The organism is Hymenobacter convexus, from assembly GCF_030580955.1.
Taxonomy (GTDB): domain Bacteria; phylum Bacteroidota; class Bacteroidia; order Cytophagales; family Hymenobacteraceae; genus Hymenobacter.
The window spans coordinates 325,210-340,275 of sequence record NZ_JAUQON010000006.1 but is presented as its reverse complement, the minus strand read 5'-3'; the positions used below and the strand labels follow the sequence as shown (position 1 = coordinate 340,275).

Annotated in this window: 13 protein-coding genes; 11 read left to right on the top strand and 2 right to left on the bottom strand. The window is 62.8% G+C overall.

Annotated features, from left to right (window positions below; translation table 11 throughout):
- The first annotated feature begins 20 nt into the window (after positions 1 to 20).
- From Q4S41_RS15180 to Q4S41_RS15160, 5 genes are all read left to right on the top strand, one after another.
- The gene (locus Q4S41_RS15180) at positions 21 to 851 is read left to right on the top strand and encodes a metallophosphoesterase family protein (RefSeq protein ID WP_305031969.1); all 831 of its coding nucleotides are present in this window, start codon (positions 21 to 23) and stop codon (positions 849 to 851) included.
- Entirely contained in the window at positions 851 to 1,510 is a 660-nt protein-coding gene (locus Q4S41_RS15175; RefSeq protein ID WP_305031968.1) for a hypothetical protein, read from the top strand. The genes Q4S41_RS15180 and Q4S41_RS15175 overlap by 1 nt, the downstream gene beginning before the upstream one ends.
- A 167-nt stretch (positions 1,511 to 1,677) precedes the next feature.
- Positions 1,678 to 2,406 carry an outer membrane beta-barrel protein gene (locus Q4S41_RS15170; RefSeq protein WP_305031967.1) on the top strand — a complete coding sequence of 243 codons (729 nt, stop codon included), beginning with the start codon at positions 1,678 to 1,680 and terminating at the stop codon, positions 2,404 to 2,406.
- A gap of 79 nt (positions 2,407 to 2,485) precedes the next feature.
- The gene (locus Q4S41_RS15165; protein WP_305031966.1) at positions 2,486 to 3,475 is read left to right on the top strand and encodes an MBL fold metallo-hydrolase; all 990 of its coding nucleotides are present in this window, start codon (positions 2,486 to 2,488) and stop codon (positions 3,473 to 3,475) included.
- A gap of 655 nt (positions 3,476 to 4,130) precedes the next feature.
- On the top strand, positions 4,131 to 6,902 hold the full coding sequence (locus Q4S41_RS15160) for a TonB-dependent receptor (protein ID WP_305031965.1): 2,772 nt from the start codon (positions 4,131 to 4,133) through the stop codon (positions 6,900 to 6,902).
- An 84-nt stretch (positions 6,903 to 6,986) separates the two neighbouring features.
- Here Q4S41_RS15160 and Q4S41_RS15155 read toward each other — a convergent pair whose 3' ends face one another.
- Together Q4S41_RS15155 and Q4S41_RS15150 are read right to left on the bottom strand one after the other, a co-directional pair.
- Positions 6,987 to 8,426 (bottom strand): hypothetical protein, encoded by a 1,440-nt coding sequence (locus tag Q4S41_RS15155; RefSeq protein WP_305031964.1) that lies wholly within the window; start codon positions 8,424 to 8,426, stop codon positions 6,987 to 6,989.
- A gap of 98 nt (positions 8,427 to 8,524) precedes the next feature.
- Complete coding sequence (locus tag Q4S41_RS15150) at positions 8,525 to 9,547, bottom strand: OmpA family protein (protein ID WP_305031963.1); 1,023 nt, start codon at positions 9,545 to 9,547, stop codon at positions 8,525 to 8,527.
- 188 nt (positions 9,548 to 9,735) lie between these two features.
- Here Q4S41_RS15150 and Q4S41_RS15145 point away from each other — a divergent pair, with 188 nt between their 5' ends.
- The 6 genes from Q4S41_RS15145 (at position 9,736) to Q4S41_RS15120 (ending at position 14,986) form a co-directional block, all read left to right on the top strand.
- On the top strand, positions 9,736 to 10,782 hold the full coding sequence (locus tag Q4S41_RS15145) for a class I fructose-bisphosphate aldolase (protein ID WP_305031962.1): 1,047 nt from the start codon (positions 9,736 to 9,738) through the stop codon (positions 10,780 to 10,782).
- Positions 10,783 to 10,947: 165 nt separating this feature from the next.
- Positions 10,948 to 11,850, top strand: a complete 903-nt coding sequence (gene accD, locus Q4S41_RS15140; protein WP_305031961.1) for an acetyl-CoA carboxylase, carboxyltransferase subunit beta — start codon at positions 10,948 to 10,950, stop codon at positions 11,848 to 11,850.
- A gap of 111 nt (positions 11,851 to 11,961) precedes the next feature.
- Positions 11,962 to 12,708, top strand: coding sequence for an OmpA family protein (locus Q4S41_RS15135; RefSeq protein WP_305031960.1), 747 nt, complete (start codon positions 11,962 to 11,964; stop codon positions 12,706 to 12,708).
- A gap of 188 nt (positions 12,709 to 12,896) precedes the next feature.
- Complete coding sequence (locus tag Q4S41_RS15130; protein ID WP_305031959.1) at positions 12,897 to 13,175, top strand: YMGG-like glycine zipper-containing protein; 279 nt, start codon at positions 12,897 to 12,899, stop codon at positions 13,173 to 13,175.
- Positions 13,176 to 13,359: 184 nt separating this feature from the next.
- Positions 13,360 to 14,076 (top strand): OmpA family protein, encoded by a 717-nt coding sequence (locus Q4S41_RS15125; RefSeq protein WP_305031958.1) that lies wholly within the window; start codon positions 13,360 to 13,362, stop codon positions 14,074 to 14,076.
- A 136-nt stretch (positions 14,077 to 14,212) separates the two neighbouring features.
- Positions 14,213 to 14,986 (top strand): endonuclease III domain-containing protein, encoded by a 774-nt coding sequence (locus Q4S41_RS15120; protein WP_305031957.1) that lies wholly within the window; start codon positions 14,213 to 14,215, stop codon positions 14,984 to 14,986.
- Positions 14,987 to 15,066: the final 80 nt, after the last annotated feature.

Genomic DNA, 15,066 nt, shown 5'->3' with positions numbered 1-15,066 from the left:
TCCGAGATAGGCTTTTTGCTATGCTTACTTTTACCAAGTTGTATCGCCGGGCGCGGGTAGTGCCCGCGCTGGCGCTGCTGGGTTTGGGGGGCTGTAACCTCATCGAGTTCAGTCCCAACGACCACCGCGTCCCCGAAGAATTTACCAACCTCACCGAGAAAAACCTGGCCCGGCTGCAGGCCAAGCCCCTGGCGGCCGGCGACACGCTGCGCTTCATCTTCACCGGCGACTCGCAGCAGTTCTACGATGAAGCCGAAGCCCTGGTGGCCAGCGCCAATCAGCAGCCCGGCATCTCCTTTCTGGTGGTGGCCGGCGATATTTCCGATTTCGGCCTGGCCCGCGAAATGCAGTGGGTGGACGAGAAGCTGCGCCGCCTGACGGTGCCCTACGTCACGGTCATCGGCAACCACGACCTGGTGGGCAACGGCCGCCCCACCTACGGCCACATTTTCGGGGCTTACAATTACTCTTTTGTGTACGGCGACACCAAGTTCATCATGGTGGACACCAACGGCCGCGAATACAACTTCGACGGCACGGCGCCCGACATGGGCTGGCTGCGCCCCCAACTGGCCAACCGCGACGGCGCCCGCCGCCAGGTGGTCATCAGCCACGTGCCGCCCACCAACGACGATTTCGACCCCGCCCTGCGCCAGCCCTACGTGCGCGCCCTGGCCGAAGCCCAGAACCTGGTGTTTGAGATGAACGGCCACAACCACTCCTTCAGCATCACGCAGCCCTACAAAGACGGCGTGACTTACGTGAATTCCGACGCCTTTTCGGAGCGGCACTACATGGTGGTGACGGTGTGGGGCGACAAGCAGTTTCGCATCAAACGGGTCAAGTTCTAATGAAAAAGCTTTTTCTCCCGACCCTGCTGCTGGCCGCGCTGGCCGCCAATGCTGCCCCCGCTCCGGCGGATACTACAGCTGCCATTGCCGCTACGCCGGCCCCGGCCGCCACGCCGCCCGCTGCCACTACCGAGCGCAAGTGGTTTCGACCCAAGCACCTGATGCTGCAAACCGGCGGCGGCCTGGGCATGGTGGCTGCCGGCGCCGGCTACGAATTCGCGAAAGACCGGCTTGAAACCGACATTCTCATCGGCTACGTGCCCAAGCACTACGCCGGCTCCACACTCAGCCTGGCTTCGTTGAAGTTTATGTACTCGCCGTTCCGGCTGCCGGTGGGCGAGAAATTTCAGGTGGTGCCGCTCACGGTGGGTGCCTATTTCAGCTACACCCACGGCACTCTCAACGACGAGCTGAAGGGCCAGTATTCGGCCGATTACTACTGGTTTTCGACCGATACGCGTTATGGCCCGTTGCTGGGCAGCCGCCTCACGTTTCTGGCGCCGCCGGTGGCCGCCACGGGCCAGCCGCGCAAAATTTCGGTGTACTACGAGTTGGGCAGCAACGACTTGTACCTGGCCAGCTGGCTCAACAACCGCAACGGCGGCCTGGGCTTCGGCCAGCTGCTGACGCTGGCGCTGGGCGTGAAGGCTGATTTTTGATTTTTCAATGCCCTAAAGCCAAACGGCCTCGACGCTCACCCGTAGCGTTGGGGCCGTTTAATTTTAGAGGCCAAGTAGGGAAAGTGGCGACGCAACTTTTGGGCGGGATGGCCGGTCATGGGGGAGCACGGCGCGCGCAGCGGCGGGGCCAATTCCTTCCATTTCTGATGAAAAAGTATCTACTCCTGTGGCCTTTGCTGGCCCTGGCGGCGCCGGTAGCCGCGCAGCACACCGAAATCCAGGCCCGGGCGGGCGTGGGCTTGTCGCGTTTTGGCGGGCCGGATGCGCAAAGCACCTCCTTCATCAACTACACTGATTTTCCGGGGGCCAGCTACACCAACAGCCCGTACGGCAGCCGCTGGGGCGTGGGCGTGGCCCTGGGTGGCCGCGCCGAGCGGGTGAGTGCGCGCAATGGCCTGCTGGCTTTCGACCTCGGGTATGAGTGGCTGCAAAGCCGCACCAACATCACCGCGCTATCGGGGGCAATTCCTATTTATAGCTCTTATGTCGGTTCTTACAGCGCTGACGGCAGCACGGCCCTGCAAACCCACAACCTGACGGGCTTTCTGGGCTTCGGTCATCGCTTCGGGGCCGGTAAGCTGAACGTGGACGTTTTGGCCGGGCCCGAAGTGGCATACGTTTTTAACTTCCGGGAAAAAGGAAGCGGCTCCTTCGACTACAACGGCAGCGCCACCTGGAGCACCGATGTGGACCACCGTGCCTTCAACCGTTTCGATGCGCGCCTGCGGGCCGATGCCACGGTATGGTACCAGCGCCTGGGTTTCAACGCCAGCTACTCGCACGGCCTGCTCAACTACCAGGGCGGCCTAGTAGGCGGCAGCCGGCAGGTGTATGCGCGCGTGTTGCGCCTGGGGCTGGCCTACCGGCTGCGCTAGGCCCGGCCAAAATATGTAGGCTGTTGCTGCGTCTGCGCGAGCAAGCCGCCGAACGCGGCTGTTTTTCAGCCCCCATTTCATGCAGCTTCAAGCCCCCCACAACGGCAAAGTTTACCAGAACGCTATTCCGACTTCCGTCAGCCCGCCCTCCGGCTACGGCGCCCTGCTGAAGCGCTGGCTGTTTGAAAAAGCCGAACGCGAGCCCCGGAAGCCGCTCGGTCCTTTCCGGGCCGATGCCGCCGCACTGGCCGCGCCCGTGCCCGCCGATGCGCTGCGGGCTACCTGGCTGGGCCACAGTACCCTGCTGCTCGAAATCGACGGCCGCCGCCTCCTCACCGACCCGGTGTGGAGCGAGCGGGCATCGCCCTCGCAGTTGATGGGCCCGAAGCGGTTTTTCGCCCCGCCGCTACCGCTCGATAAGCTGCCGAAGCTGGACGCCGTGGTGCTCTCGCACGACCATTACGACCACCTCGACCCGGCCGCCATTCGCGTGCTGGGCCGCACGAGCGTGCCGTTTTTCTGCCCCCTGGGTGTGGGCGCGCACCTGCGCCGCTGGGGCGTGGCGAGTAATAAAATCACCGAGCTGAACTGGTGGGAGCAGGCCGCACTGGCGCCCGATTTCACGCTGGTGGCCACGCCGGCCCGGCACTTCTCGGGCCGCGGCCTCACCCGCAACGACACGCTGTGGGCCTCGTGGTGCCTGCTGGGGCCGATGCATAAGGTGTTTTTTGGCGGCGACTCGGGCCCGCTCGACGAGGGGTTTCGTCAGATAGGGGAGGCCTACGGTCCGTTCGATTTGGTGATGCTCGAAATCGGGGCTTCCGACCCCGAATGGGCCGACATCCACCTCGGCCCCGACCAGGCCCTCGTGGCGCACCGGCTGCTGGGCGGCGGCCCGCTGCTGCCCCTGCACTGGGGCACATTCAACCTGGCGTTTCATGCCTGGCGGCAGCCCGTGCAGCGCCTGCTCGAAGCCGCTGGCCCCCAAGTGTCGCTGCTGCTGCCCGCCCCCGGCCAGCGCGTGGATGCGGCTGTCGGCCCGCTCAACTCGCGCTGGTGGGAGCGATAACGATTCTGCAAAACCGTCTGTCATCCTGAGCGCAGCGAAGGACCTTGTCACGATAGAATGAGTTGCAGCAGTTACTGCTCCAAGCGTGATAAGGTCCTTCGCTGCGCTCAGGATGACGGCGTTTTTGAATAGCAAAGCTGCTTTGGAAACATTTTTCGCGCCCGCCGCTTATACCCGCTCGATGCCGGCCCGCAGTCGTGGTACCGGAATCCGACTTTATTTTTGCCCCGTGATACAAACCCTCGCAGCCGCTCCTTCCCTGGGAAATCGGCTGGCTTCCACCAGCTTTTCCCCCAACCTTGCCAGCCTGCCGGTGCCCATGTGTGCCGCCGTGGCAGGGTGCTGTTGCTGTTGTGGGTAGAATAGGGCGTTAGCCGGTAGGATGTCGTTTCCTTACCCGGCCGAATGCCAAACCAGAAAAATGCGGGAATATGCCCCGGCGCCCCAGTTGCCGCCGGGTAGCTGCGCAATAACCTTTTAGGTATTTCTGGTATATATACTTTATTGAGTGTTGGTGGATGCCTTTTGGCGTTGGGGCTGCCTCGTAGGCGGTTCCCGCCGATGGCTGCTGTGGCTTTTCTTTTTCCTGGGATTATTCGGTTTGAAATGCCCGTGTGGCCGCCGGAATCCCGCTTCATTCCCCTCTTTTCTTGTTATGACACACGCAACAACTACCCGAATCGGGCTGCTGGCGCTGCTTTTGTGGCTGACCACGGCCGCCGCCTGGGCCCAGAACCTCACCGTAACCGGCCGCGTGCTCGACGCCGCGGGCCAAAGCCAGCCCGGCGTGACCGTGCTGGAGCAAGGCACCGCCAATGGCACCAGCACCGACGGCGACGGCCGTTTTTCGCTCAGTAACGTGCCCGGCACGGCCACGCTGGTATTTTCCGCCGTGGGCTCGCTCACCCAAACCGTACCGCTGAACGGCCGCACCAGCCTTGAAATTCGCCTCGCCGCCAACCAGACCGAGTTGAACGAAGTGGTGGTGACGGGCTCGCGCGCCACCGAAGGCCGCTCCAACATCCTCACCACCGCGCCGGTGGACGTGATTTCGGCCCGCGAAATCAAGGCCTACGCCCAAACCGACGTCACCCAGATTCTGACCTACATAGCGCCCTCGTTCCAGAGCACGCGCCAGACCGTGACCGACGGCACCGATTTTGTGGACCCCGCCACCCTGCGCGGCCTCGGCCCCGACCAGGTGCTGGTGCTCGTGAACGGCAAGCGCCGCCACACCTCGGCCCTCGTCAACATCAACGGCACGCCCGGGCGCGGCTCGGTGGGTACCGATATGAACGTGATTCCGCCCGCCGCCATCAAGCGGATTGAGGTGCTGCGCGACGGCGCGGCCGCCCAGTACGGCTCCGACGCCATTGCCGGCGTCATCAACATCCAGTTGAAGGACGACACCACCGGCGTGAGCGTGAGCAGCACCGCCGGCCAGACCGCCAAGAGCGACGGCCAGCTTTTCCAGGCCGATGCCAACCTGGGCTTTGGCCTCGGCCGCCGGGGCTTCGTGAACGTGAGCGGGCAATTCTCGAACCGCAGCTTTGTGGACCGCAGCGGCGCCGACACGGCCCCGCTCATCTACCTAGGCACCAGCGGCGGCGCCTACCCCGGCGGCCTGAGCGACGCGCAAAAGCTCGACCTGAAGGCACGCGACAACGCCCTGGTGGCCCAAAACGGCTTCAATCGCCGCGACATCCGGGTGGGCAGCGCCGACACGCGCACCTACGGCAGCTTCGTGAACGCGGCCTACACGCTGGCCCCCAGCATTGGTCTCGAAGCCTACGTTGCGGGTGGCCTCACGCGCCGCACGGGCCGCTCGGGCGCGCTCTACCGGCTGCCCACGCAGGTGACCCAAACCGATGCCAGCATCTACCCGAACGGCTTTTTGCCCTTCATCAACAGCACCGTGAACGATGGCTCGGCCATCATGGGCCTGCGCGGCCAGGTGCTGGGCTTCGCCGCCGATTTGAGCAATACCTACGGCCGCAACGCCCTCGACTACGACATCACCAATACCCTCAACGCCTCGCTGCCAGCGGGCACCAGCCCCACCAGCTTCTACGCCGGCCAGCTGGCTTTCCAGCAAAATACCACCAACCTGGGCTTCACCCGCAAATTCACCGAAATAGGCCCGCTGGCGACGCTGAACGTGGCTTTTGGCGGCGAATTTCGGGTGGATAATTTCCAGATTAACGCCGGCGAATCGGGTTCCTACATCCTCGGGCCGCGCTTGGTGAACGGCACGCCGGCCGCCGCCGGCTCGCAGGGATTTGCTGGCTACCGGCCGTCTGATGCCTTGAACCAGAGCCGCAACAACGTGTCGGGCTATATCGATTTGGAGAGTGACCTGACCGATAAGCTGCTGGTGGACGTGGCCGGCCGGGCCGAGCGCTACTCTGACTTTGGCTCCAACGTGAGCGGCAAAGTGGCTGCCCGCTACAGCATTCTCAACGGGCTGGCGTTGCGCGGGGCCCTCAGCAACGGCTTTCGGGCGCCCTCGCTGCAGCAGCGCTACTTCACCAACTCCAGCACCCAGTTCACCAGCGGCGAGCTGCGCGAAGTGCTGACCACCAACAACGACGACCCTATCACCAAAGCCTTCGGCATTGGCTCGCTGAAGCAGGAAAAATCGACCAATTACAGCGTGGGCCTCACGGCGCGCATTCTGAAAACCATTACCTTGACGGTGGATGCCTACCAGATTGACATCCGCGACCGGATTGTCCTTAGCTCGCAGTTCAGCCGGGGCAATGCCGTGGTGGCGGGCATTCTCACCGCCAACCAGCGCCCCGGCCAGAACCCCGTGCAGGGCGTGCAGTTCTTCGCCAACGCCGTGAACACCCGCACCCAGGGCATCGACATCGTGGCCAACGAGCGCCTCACCCTCAGCCCCGACAGCCGCCTGACCCTGACGGCCGCCGCCAACTTCAACGAAACGCTGGTGCGCAGCTTCAACAGCTCCGCCTTTATCGACAACAACGCCAGCCTGCAAAACACGCTTTTCGACCGCGCCCAGCGCGCCCGCCTCGAAAACGGCCAGCCCCGCAGTAAAATCAACCTCAGCGCCGACTACGGCTACAAAATCTTCGGCGTGAACCTGCGCACCGTGCGCTTCGGCGAGGTGCAAACCAAAGACGCCGACCCCACCCGCTCGTTCATCGACCAGACCTTCTCGGCCAAATGGGTGACCGACCTGACCATCAGCGCGCAGGTTATCAAGAACATCGGCCTGAGCGTGGGCGTGAACAACCTGTTCAACGTGTACCCCGACCGCCTCTACCAGGACCCTAACAACAACGAGCAGAACCTGGCCTACTCGACGCTGGATGCCACCAACCGCGGCCGCTTCCCTTACAACTCCAACCAGTTCGGCTTCAACGGTGCGTTCTACTTCGGACGGTTGAATTTCACGCTGTAATCATTTCGATTGGTAAACGAAAAGGCCATTCAGCATGCTGAATGGCCTTTTCGTTTTAGGCGTTCGGTATGTTTGCCAGACCGCTTAATTGCCGCTGTACTGCAGCCGTGCCACCTGCGTGCCCGCCGCATTCCGGGCAAAGTAGAGGCCGGCGGGCAAAGCCGCGGCGGGCTGCCACGCCACGCGGCCATCGGTAGCCGTTTCGAGATGCGCCACAGTGCGGCCCAAGGCATCGGTGATGATGACGGGCTGGACGCCCGGCCCCGCAAACTGAAACCGCACCACCTCGCTGAACGGCACCGGGAAGGGAGCTTGTGCCAGCGGCTGTTGTGTGGTAGTGGCCAGCACCTGTTGCGTCACCAGCACCGAAATAGTCGCCACGGTGAATGCCGGTGCCGCGCAGTAGTTGTCGAGCGCCGTAGCGGCCAGCTGATAACGGCCGGGGGGGAGCATGGCGGGCACCTGCCAGTTCAGTTGGGCCTGCCCGCCGCCCAAGTCCTGAACCGTGACGCCGGGCACCGTGCCGGCAGTGCTGCCAAGTAGGGTCAGCGTCTGGCCGGCGTCGGGGTCGGTGGCCGTGAGCCGGAGCGCCAGCTGGGTCCCCGGATTGACGCGGATGGTCTGGCCCAATAGCTGGCCGCTGGGCGCGCTGGCCAGCGCCACGCGGGTGAAAACCGGCACCTGGTTGTTGCCAGCCAGTACGAAGTAGGTCATGTCGCGGGTGATGCTCCCGATTTGTTGCCAGGTGCCGTTCAGGCGGCGGTATTCATCGACGCGGGCGGCCAGGGCGTAGCGGCCCTGCTGCGTGGGACCGGCCACCGTAAGCAACTCGCCGGTAGCGGCGTTGGCCTGGAATTGTGGCGCAATGGCGCCCGTGGTGGGCGTACCGCACAAGGCCGTCGGCGTCGGGCTGGCGAGGGGCTGCACCAACTGGTACACCAGCGAATCGCCATCGCTGTCGAACGCTCCGATGCTGTAGCGCTGCTGGGCCTGCGAGCTGGTGAGCTGAATAAGGCGGTCGACGAGGAAGCGGGGCGAGGAATTGAGGAGGCCACTGGTGCTGTTCAGCGCCGCTTTTACGAAGATGCTTTGCAGCTGCGAGTTGGCGATATTTGCCACGCCCGAGGCTCGGTTCTGCGTATCGAGGCTGAGCGTCCAGCTGGCTGGTGGCAGCTGCACGAGGCCATCGTACGTGCTGAGCGCATAGTTGATGGGGGTGCTGTTGCAACTCGCCGAAATCGTTGTGCTGCTGGTGCGTGGCACCGTCACGGTGAAGCTGCCGGATGTTGCCGTACCACAGCCGTTGCGGCCACAAGTCAACGTCACGAAAGGGTCATCAACCAGCGAGCCCAGGTCCCGGAACAGCCGCACTGTGACATGGTACTGGTCGGGACTGGCCGCGGTGCCGGCGTATTCATAGCTAATGTCGGCGCCCAGCGCATGCGAAGCCCAGGCCACGGAGACGCTCCCCAGCCACAAAAAAAGGACGGCAGACAGACTGCGAAAGCGGAAAATTGAAAACATAAGGGAGAGAAAAGAAAGGATGAGCCACCGGCCTCCGACCGTCGAATTGCCGCACTTCTCAGGCAGCAAAAATCAGGCCTCTTCCCTTGCTTAACTCCTTATTTGCCAGCGGGTGCGGCCGGCGTGCTCGAATTGCTGCCCAGAATCTGAAACAGCTCATCCAGCTTGGGGGTGAGGATGATTTCGGTGCGGCGGTTCATGGCCTTGTTCTGGGGCGTGTCGTTGGCGGCCACGGGTACATACTGGCCGCGCCCCGAGGCGGTGACGCGCTCCGGCGACACGCCGCTGGTGGTGAGCAGGCGCGCAATTTCAGTGGCGCGCAGGGCGCTCAGGTCCCAGTTGTCGGTCATGCCGGCCGTGCCGCGCAGGATGGGCACGTTATCGGTGTGGCCTTCCACCACCACGTTCACGTCTTTCTGCTCCTGGAGCACGGTGGCCAGCTTTTTCAGGGCCTCCTGGCCTTTGGGGTCCACTTTCGTGGAGCCCGATTTGAAGAGCAGCTGCTCGGAAAGCGACACATATACCTTGCCGTCCTTGAGCTTCACCTGCAGGTCGTTGCCGCTGAAGCTGAGCAAGGCCTTGCTCACGCGGGCTTTCAGGTCGTCCACGGCTTTGTCCTTGTCGGCCAGGGCCTGGGTAAGTTCGGTGAGGCGGGCTTCGCGGGTTTTCAGGTCGGCGGCGAGGCGGTCATTGTTGGCTTTGCTTTTCTGGAGCGTGGTTTCCAGCTCGCCCAGCTCGGCTTCGCGGCGGGCCAGGTCCTTGGCCACTTTGTTGTAGTCGGAAGACTTGTTGGCCAGCTCCCGGTCGCTGTTTTTGAGTAGCTTGTCGTAGCTGTTGTTGAGCTCGTTGTAGAGGGTGCGGGTTTTGCGGTAGGCGGCGCCGGTTTCGGCCGAGTCGTTCACCAGCCGCTTTTGGGTGAGGCGGAGCTGGGCCAACTCGTCGGAAGCCTTTTGCAGCTCGGCAGTGGTGCTGCGGAGCTGGCGCTCGGCGGCGTCTTTGCCTTGGGCGTCGGCTTTTTGGCGGGCGCTCAGGTCGTCGTATTTGCGGGCCGTCACGCAGCCGTTGAGGGTGGAGGCAGCTAACAGCGAAAGGCCCAGCAGGGCAGGGGAGAAGCGTTTCACGGGCAGAAAAGGGCACCAGGCCAAGCCATCGGCGGCCGGACTGCCCGGCCGCGTTGGCAGGGCAAGGTAGCGCTTAATGCGCGTCTGGCCCCCTAAAAACCCGTTCTGCCTCCTTTGCGGGCTATATTTGCTTACACCACCCGGCGCGCGTTGGCTGGTTGTCTTCTTCCTGTTTCACCCCGTTCCGCATGGCTGCCTCCCTGTCCCTGAGTCCTGAGAACGAAGCCCTGCTCGCCTACACGGCCGTGGTGAGCAAGGAACTGCTGCACGCCCCCGGCCCCGACTTTCTGGACCGCAGCTTCGGGCCCGGTAGCCGCCCGCCGCAGGTGCTGCGCAGCCTCGGCGCGCTGTATCACCACGGCCGGCTGGCCGGCACCGGCTACGTGAGCATGCTGCCCGTCGACCAGGGCATTGAGCACACCGCCGGCTCCGCCTTCGGCCCGAACCCGATGTATTTCGACCCCGAAAACATCCTGCGGCTGGCTCTGGAAGGCGGCTGCAACGCCGTAGCCACCACCTTCGGCACGTTCGGCACGGTGGCCCGGAAGTATGCGCACAAAATCCCGTTCGTGGTCAAAATCAACCACAACGAGCTGCTGACCTACCCCAATAAGTTCGACCAGATTATGTTCGGCTCGGTGCGGCAGGCCTGGGACCTGGGCGCTACCGCCGTGGGGGCCACCGTTTACTTCGGCTCCGAGGAAAGCAACCGCCAGATTATCGAAGTCAGCCGGGCTTTTGAGGAGGCCCACGCCCTGGGCCTGGCCACTGTGCTCTGGTGCTACACCCGCAACAACGCCTTCAAAACCGCCGATAAGGACTACCACGTATCCGCCGACCTCACCGGGCAGGCCAACCACCTGGGCGTGACCATGGGCGCCGACATCATCAAGCAGAAGCTGCCCGAAAATAACGGCGGCTTCCGCACCCTGAAATTCGGCAAAACCTTTCCGGCCATGTACGATACCCTCAGCACCGACCACCCCATCGACCTGACCCGCTACCAGGTGCTGAACTGCTACGCCGGCCGCATCGGCCTCATCAATTCAGGCGGCGAAAGCCTCGGGGCCGGCGACCTGGAAGCCGCCGTGCGCACGGCCATCATCAACAAGCGCGCCGGGGGGCAGGGGCTGATTTCGGGCCGCAAAGCTTTCCAGCGGCCTTTTGCAGAAGGGGTAGCGTTGCTCCACGCCATTCAGGATGTATACCTCGACGAAAAAATCACGCTCGCGTAAATAGCGGACGGGCCGCCGCCTTCCGCTCGCACAGCATCGACAGGCGCCGCGTTTGACTTATCTTTGACGCCCTGTTTATCAATGGCCGCCAGCCCGAAGCCAGCGGCTCATCCAATGTATTTTAAAGCTACTAGCCACCCGCTAACAGCTCACAGCTAACGATATATGGCCTGGTTTAAGCGCGTAGAAAAGGGCATTGTGACCCCCACCGAGCAGAAAAAAGAAACCCCGGATGGCCTCTGGCACAAGTGCCCCGAATGCAAAACCGTGGTGACCATGGCCGAGCACAAGCGCCATTTGTTCGTGTGCAGCAACTGCAACCACCACGACCGCATCGACGCCGCCGACTACTTCGAGTTTCTCTTCGACGGCGGCCAGTTCACCGAGCTCGACGCCAACCTGACGTCGGGCGACCCGCTGCACTTCGTCGATACCAAGGAGTACCCCAAGCGCGTGGCTGCCACCGAGCGCAATACCGGCCTGAAAGATGCCGTGCGCACGGCCCACGGCCTATCGGCGGGCCAGCCGCTGGTGGTAGCCGCCATGGATTTTAAGTTTATCGGGGGCTCGATGGGCTCGGTGGTGGGCGAAAAAATTGCCCGCGCCATCGACTACGCCCGCCAAACCCGCACGCCGTTCCTCATGATTTCGCGCTCCGGCGGCGCCCGCATGATGGAAGCCGGCTACTCGCTGATGCAAATGGCCAAAACCTCGGCCAAGCTGGCCCTGCTTTCGGAAGCCGGCGTGCCCTACGTAAGCCTGCTCACCGACCCCACCACGGGGGGCGTCACGGCCTCGTTTGCCATGCTGGGCGACTTTAACATTGCCGAGCCGGGCGCGCTCATCGGCTTTGCCGGGCCGCGCGTCATCAAGGAAACCATCGGCAAAGACCTGCCCAAGGGCTTCCAGAGCGCCGAATTTGTGCTGGAGCACGGCTTCCTTGATTTCATCGTGGACCGCCGCGAGATGAAGCAGCGCCTCGCCGACCTGCTGGGCATGCTCCGGCCGGTTCCGGCCGCCGCCCCCGAGCAGCGCGAAGCCCGCCGCACCGCCACAAAAGCCCATTAGCGCGCTGCGAGGGCCGTTTTTTGCTTTCGGCACACTTCTTGAAAAGCCCGTTTCCGATACCGGAGCGGGCTTTTCCCGTATAAGGCTGCATATTCACCAATTCTTCATTTCATGAACACCTCCAAATCCCTTCTTTCGGTCTTGATGGCCTTCGTGCTACTGTTTAGCTCCTGCGCCACCTCGCAGCAAGCCAGCACCACCCAGCCCGACCTTTCGACCAATAACGGCACCGGCGCTCGCAAAACGGGCATGAGCAAAACCACCAAGGGCGGCCTGCTGGGCGCCGGTGGCGGGGCCGTGCTGGGCGGCGTAGTGGGCGGCCTGCTGGGCGGCGGCAAGGGCACGGCCATTGGCGCCATTGTGGGCGCTGCCGCGGGTGGCACCACCGGCGCTATCATCGGCCGCAAGATGGACAAAGCTGCGGCTGAACTGCAAACCGACATGAAAGGCGCCCGCGTAGAGCGCGTAGGCGAGGGCATCAAGATTACCTTCGATTCGGGCATTTTGTTCGATACCAACTCGGCTACGCTGCGTCCGGCTTCGGAAGCCGACATCGCCAAAATGGCTGCCGTGCTCCAAAAATACCCCGACACCAACGTGCTGATTGAAGGCCACACCGACAACTCCGGCACCGACGCCATCAACCAGCCCCTGTCGGAGCGCCGGGCCCAGTCCGTGGCCAACTCCACCATTGCCAAAGGCGTTGCGTCGAGCCGCATCACCACCCAGGGCTACGGCTCGACCCAGCCGGTGGGCGACAACACCACGCCCGAGGGCAAGCAGGCCAACCGTCGTGTAGAAGTTGCCATCTATGCCAACGAGAAGATGAAAAAGGCTGCCGAGCAAGGCCGCCTGTAAACCACGCCCTGACTCCCACGCTGCTTTGCAGCTTGGGTTGAACTTAAAAAAAGGCCGCCCGATTGGGCGGCCTTTTTTTAGATTTTTTCTGGCTGGAACCGGCGGAAGTAATAATGACAAAACCTCTGCGCGCACGTCCTCGTTTAACTCCCGTTGTTTCTGTTTTTCATTCAAAATCAACTTTCGTCATGAAGACTTTCAAAATATATTTCCTGTTGGTAATGGCCTTTTTGATGCTGGCCGGTTCGGCCGCTCAGGCCCAAACGCCCAAGAAGGGCTGGAGCAATAAGGCCAAAGGCGCGGCCATTGGCGGTGGAGCCGGTGCCGTGACCGGCGCGGTGCTGGGCGGCGGCAAGGGCGCCCTGATTGGCGGTGCGGCCGGCGTGGTGGGCGGCGGCCTCATTGGCCGCAACAAAGACAAGAAGAAAGACCCGGCCCGCTACAACGCCTACCACAACAAGAAATAAGCCGGAGCGCGGCCCGGTAATTGTTTCGAACAAAAAGGCCCTGTCTTCACGACAGGGCCTTTTTTTGTGGTCGTACGGCCGAGCCTGAATAGTTTGGCAAGGTGGTTGCAAATAGCGTACTTGCCGCCTCATTGCTCCAGTTGCGCCTGTGGCTGGCCTCTTTTATCCAAACCCTTTTTTAAACATGAAATTTCTTCGTTCGTCCCTCACATTTCTGCTGGCCCTGCTGCTGTTGGTAAACAATTTTGCGCAGGCCCAAACTTCGACCGTTTCGACGGATAAGCCCAAAGGCATGAGCAAAACCCTCAAAGGCGGCCTCATTGGCGGCCTGGGTGGCGCGGTGGCCGGCGGCGTGGCGGGCCGCCTGATTGGCGGCAAGTCGGGCACGGCCAAGGGTGCCATCATTGGCGCTGTGGTGGGTGGTGCCGGTGGGGCCCTCATCGGCCGCAAAATGGACAAGCAAGCCGCCGAGCTGCGCCGCGACCTGGAAGGCGCCACGGTAGAGCGCGTGGGCGAAGGCATCAAAATTACCTTTGCTTCGGGCATCCTGTTCGGCACTAATTCGTCGAGCCTGACCCCGGAAGCGGCCGGCAACATCGACCAACTGGCCGCCACCCTCAAGAAGTACGCCGACACCAACGTGCTGATTGAAGGCCACACCGATGCTTCGGGCTCGGACGCCATCAACCAGCCCCTGTCGGAGCGCCGTGCGCAGGCCGTGTCGAATGAGATTCAGGCCCAGGGTGTTGACTCCGGCCGCATTCAGGCCAAAGGCTACGGCTCGAGCCAGCCCGTGGGCGACAACAGCACGGTAGCCGGCAAAGCCGCCAACCGCCGCGTGGAAGTGGCCATTTTCGCCAACGAGAAAATGCAGAAGGCCGCCAAAAAAGGCCAGCTGTAAGACAAAGCCGGCTGCGGCAAGCGCAGCCGGTATTCAACTAAAAAAGGCCGCCCGGTTAGGCGGCCTTTTTTTATGCTTTGGAGCCTGAACTGGCGCGCCAAAGCAACCTTGTAGCGGGGCCTTGGGTACAACCCGAATGCCTTCTCCCGACGCTACCTACACCTCATCGGCCGCTGAAAAAGCCTGGGCCGACCACCAGATTCTCGACCATTTCTACGGCCACCTGCCGCCCGAGCCGCGCCGCACGCCCATGCGGGAGTTGATTTCAACCGTGTTGTCGCACCGCACCACCCACGCCGACGAGGAATTGGCCTACGACCGCATGCTGGAAGCCTTCGGCAACTGGGCCGGCGTGGAGGCCGCGCCCACCCAGGAGCTGGCCCACGCCATCCGAACCACGCGCTGGCCCGATACGCAGGCGCCGCGCATTCAGGAGATTCTGCGGCGCATTCAGGCCGAAACAGGCGGGCCGTTCGACCTGGATTTCCTGGCCGACTGGCCCACGGAAAAAGGCATGTCCTGGCTCACGGATATGCCCGGCATTGGCCTGAAAACAGCCTCGCTGCTGCTACTTTTCAATTACCACAAGCCGGTGCTGCCCGTCGATACGCATGTGCACCGGGTGGCGCAGCGGGTAGGTTTCCTGGGGCCGAAGGTGTCGGTGGAGAAGGCGCACAGCGTGCTGCTGGCCCTGTTGCCGGCCGATGGGGAAACGTTGTTCAACTTCCATAAGCACAACTACTGGCACGGCCAGCAGATTTGCTTTTTCCTGAAGCCGAACTGTGCGCGGTGCCCGTTGAAGGGCTTTTGCAATTATTACCAGGAGCATTATGGGGAGGCTACTACTGAGGCGCTGGCCTCCACGCCGACGCAGTGGGACCCGGCCGCCTGGGGCAAGCTGCCGCATTAGCTTTGTAGCGCGGACTTTTAGTCCGCGAGTTGAAAACCATTCAGGTGCGTGCTAGGTAGTCCGCGGTTGAAAGTCAGTTC

What these genes read in the sequence shown, in the direction of transcription:
- Q4S41_RS15180 (WP_305031969.1), top strand. Translation starts at nt 21, where the DNA reads ATGCTTACTTTTACCAAGTTGTATCGCCGGGCGCGGGTAGTGCCCGCG.
- Q4S41_RS15175 (WP_305031968.1), top strand. Translation starts at nt 851, where the DNA reads ATGAAAAAGCTTTTTCTCCCGACCCTGCTGCTGGCCGCGCTGGCCGCC.
- Q4S41_RS15170 (WP_305031967.1), top strand. Translation starts at nt 1,678, where the DNA reads ATGAAAAAGTATCTACTCCTGTGGCCTTTGCTGGCCCTGGCGGCGCCG.
- Q4S41_RS15165 (WP_305031966.1), top strand. Translation starts at nt 2,486, where the DNA reads ATGCAGCTTCAAGCCCCCCACAACGGCAAAGTTTACCAGAACGCTATT.
- Q4S41_RS15160 (WP_305031965.1), top strand. Translation starts at nt 4,131, where the DNA reads ATGACACACGCAACAACTACCCGAATCGGGCTGCTGGCGCTGCTTTTG.
- Q4S41_RS15155 (WP_305031964.1), bottom strand. Translation starts at nt 8,426, where the DNA reads ATGTTTTCAATTTTCCGCTTTCGCAGTCTGTCTGCCGTCCTTTTTTTG.
- Q4S41_RS15145 (WP_305031962.1), top strand. Translation starts at nt 9,736, where the DNA reads ATGGCTGCCTCCCTGTCCCTGAGTCCTGAGAACGAAGCCCTGCTCGCC.
- accD (WP_305031961.1), top strand. Translation starts at nt 10,948, where the DNA reads ATGGCCTGGTTTAAGCGCGTAGAAAAGGGCATTGTGACCCCCACCGAG.
- Q4S41_RS15135 (WP_305031960.1), top strand. Translation starts at nt 11,962, where the DNA reads ATGAACACCTCCAAATCCCTTCTTTCGGTCTTGATGGCCTTCGTGCTA.
- Q4S41_RS15130 (WP_305031959.1), top strand. Translation starts at nt 12,897, where the DNA reads ATGAAGACTTTCAAAATATATTTCCTGTTGGTAATGGCCTTTTTGATG.
- Q4S41_RS15125 (WP_305031958.1), top strand. Translation starts at nt 13,360, where the DNA reads ATGAAATTTCTTCGTTCGTCCCTCACATTTCTGCTGGCCCTGCTGCTG.
- Q4S41_RS15120 (WP_305031957.1), top strand. Translation starts at nt 14,213, where the DNA reads ATGCCTTCTCCCGACGCTACCTACACCTCATCGGCCGCTGAAAAAGCC.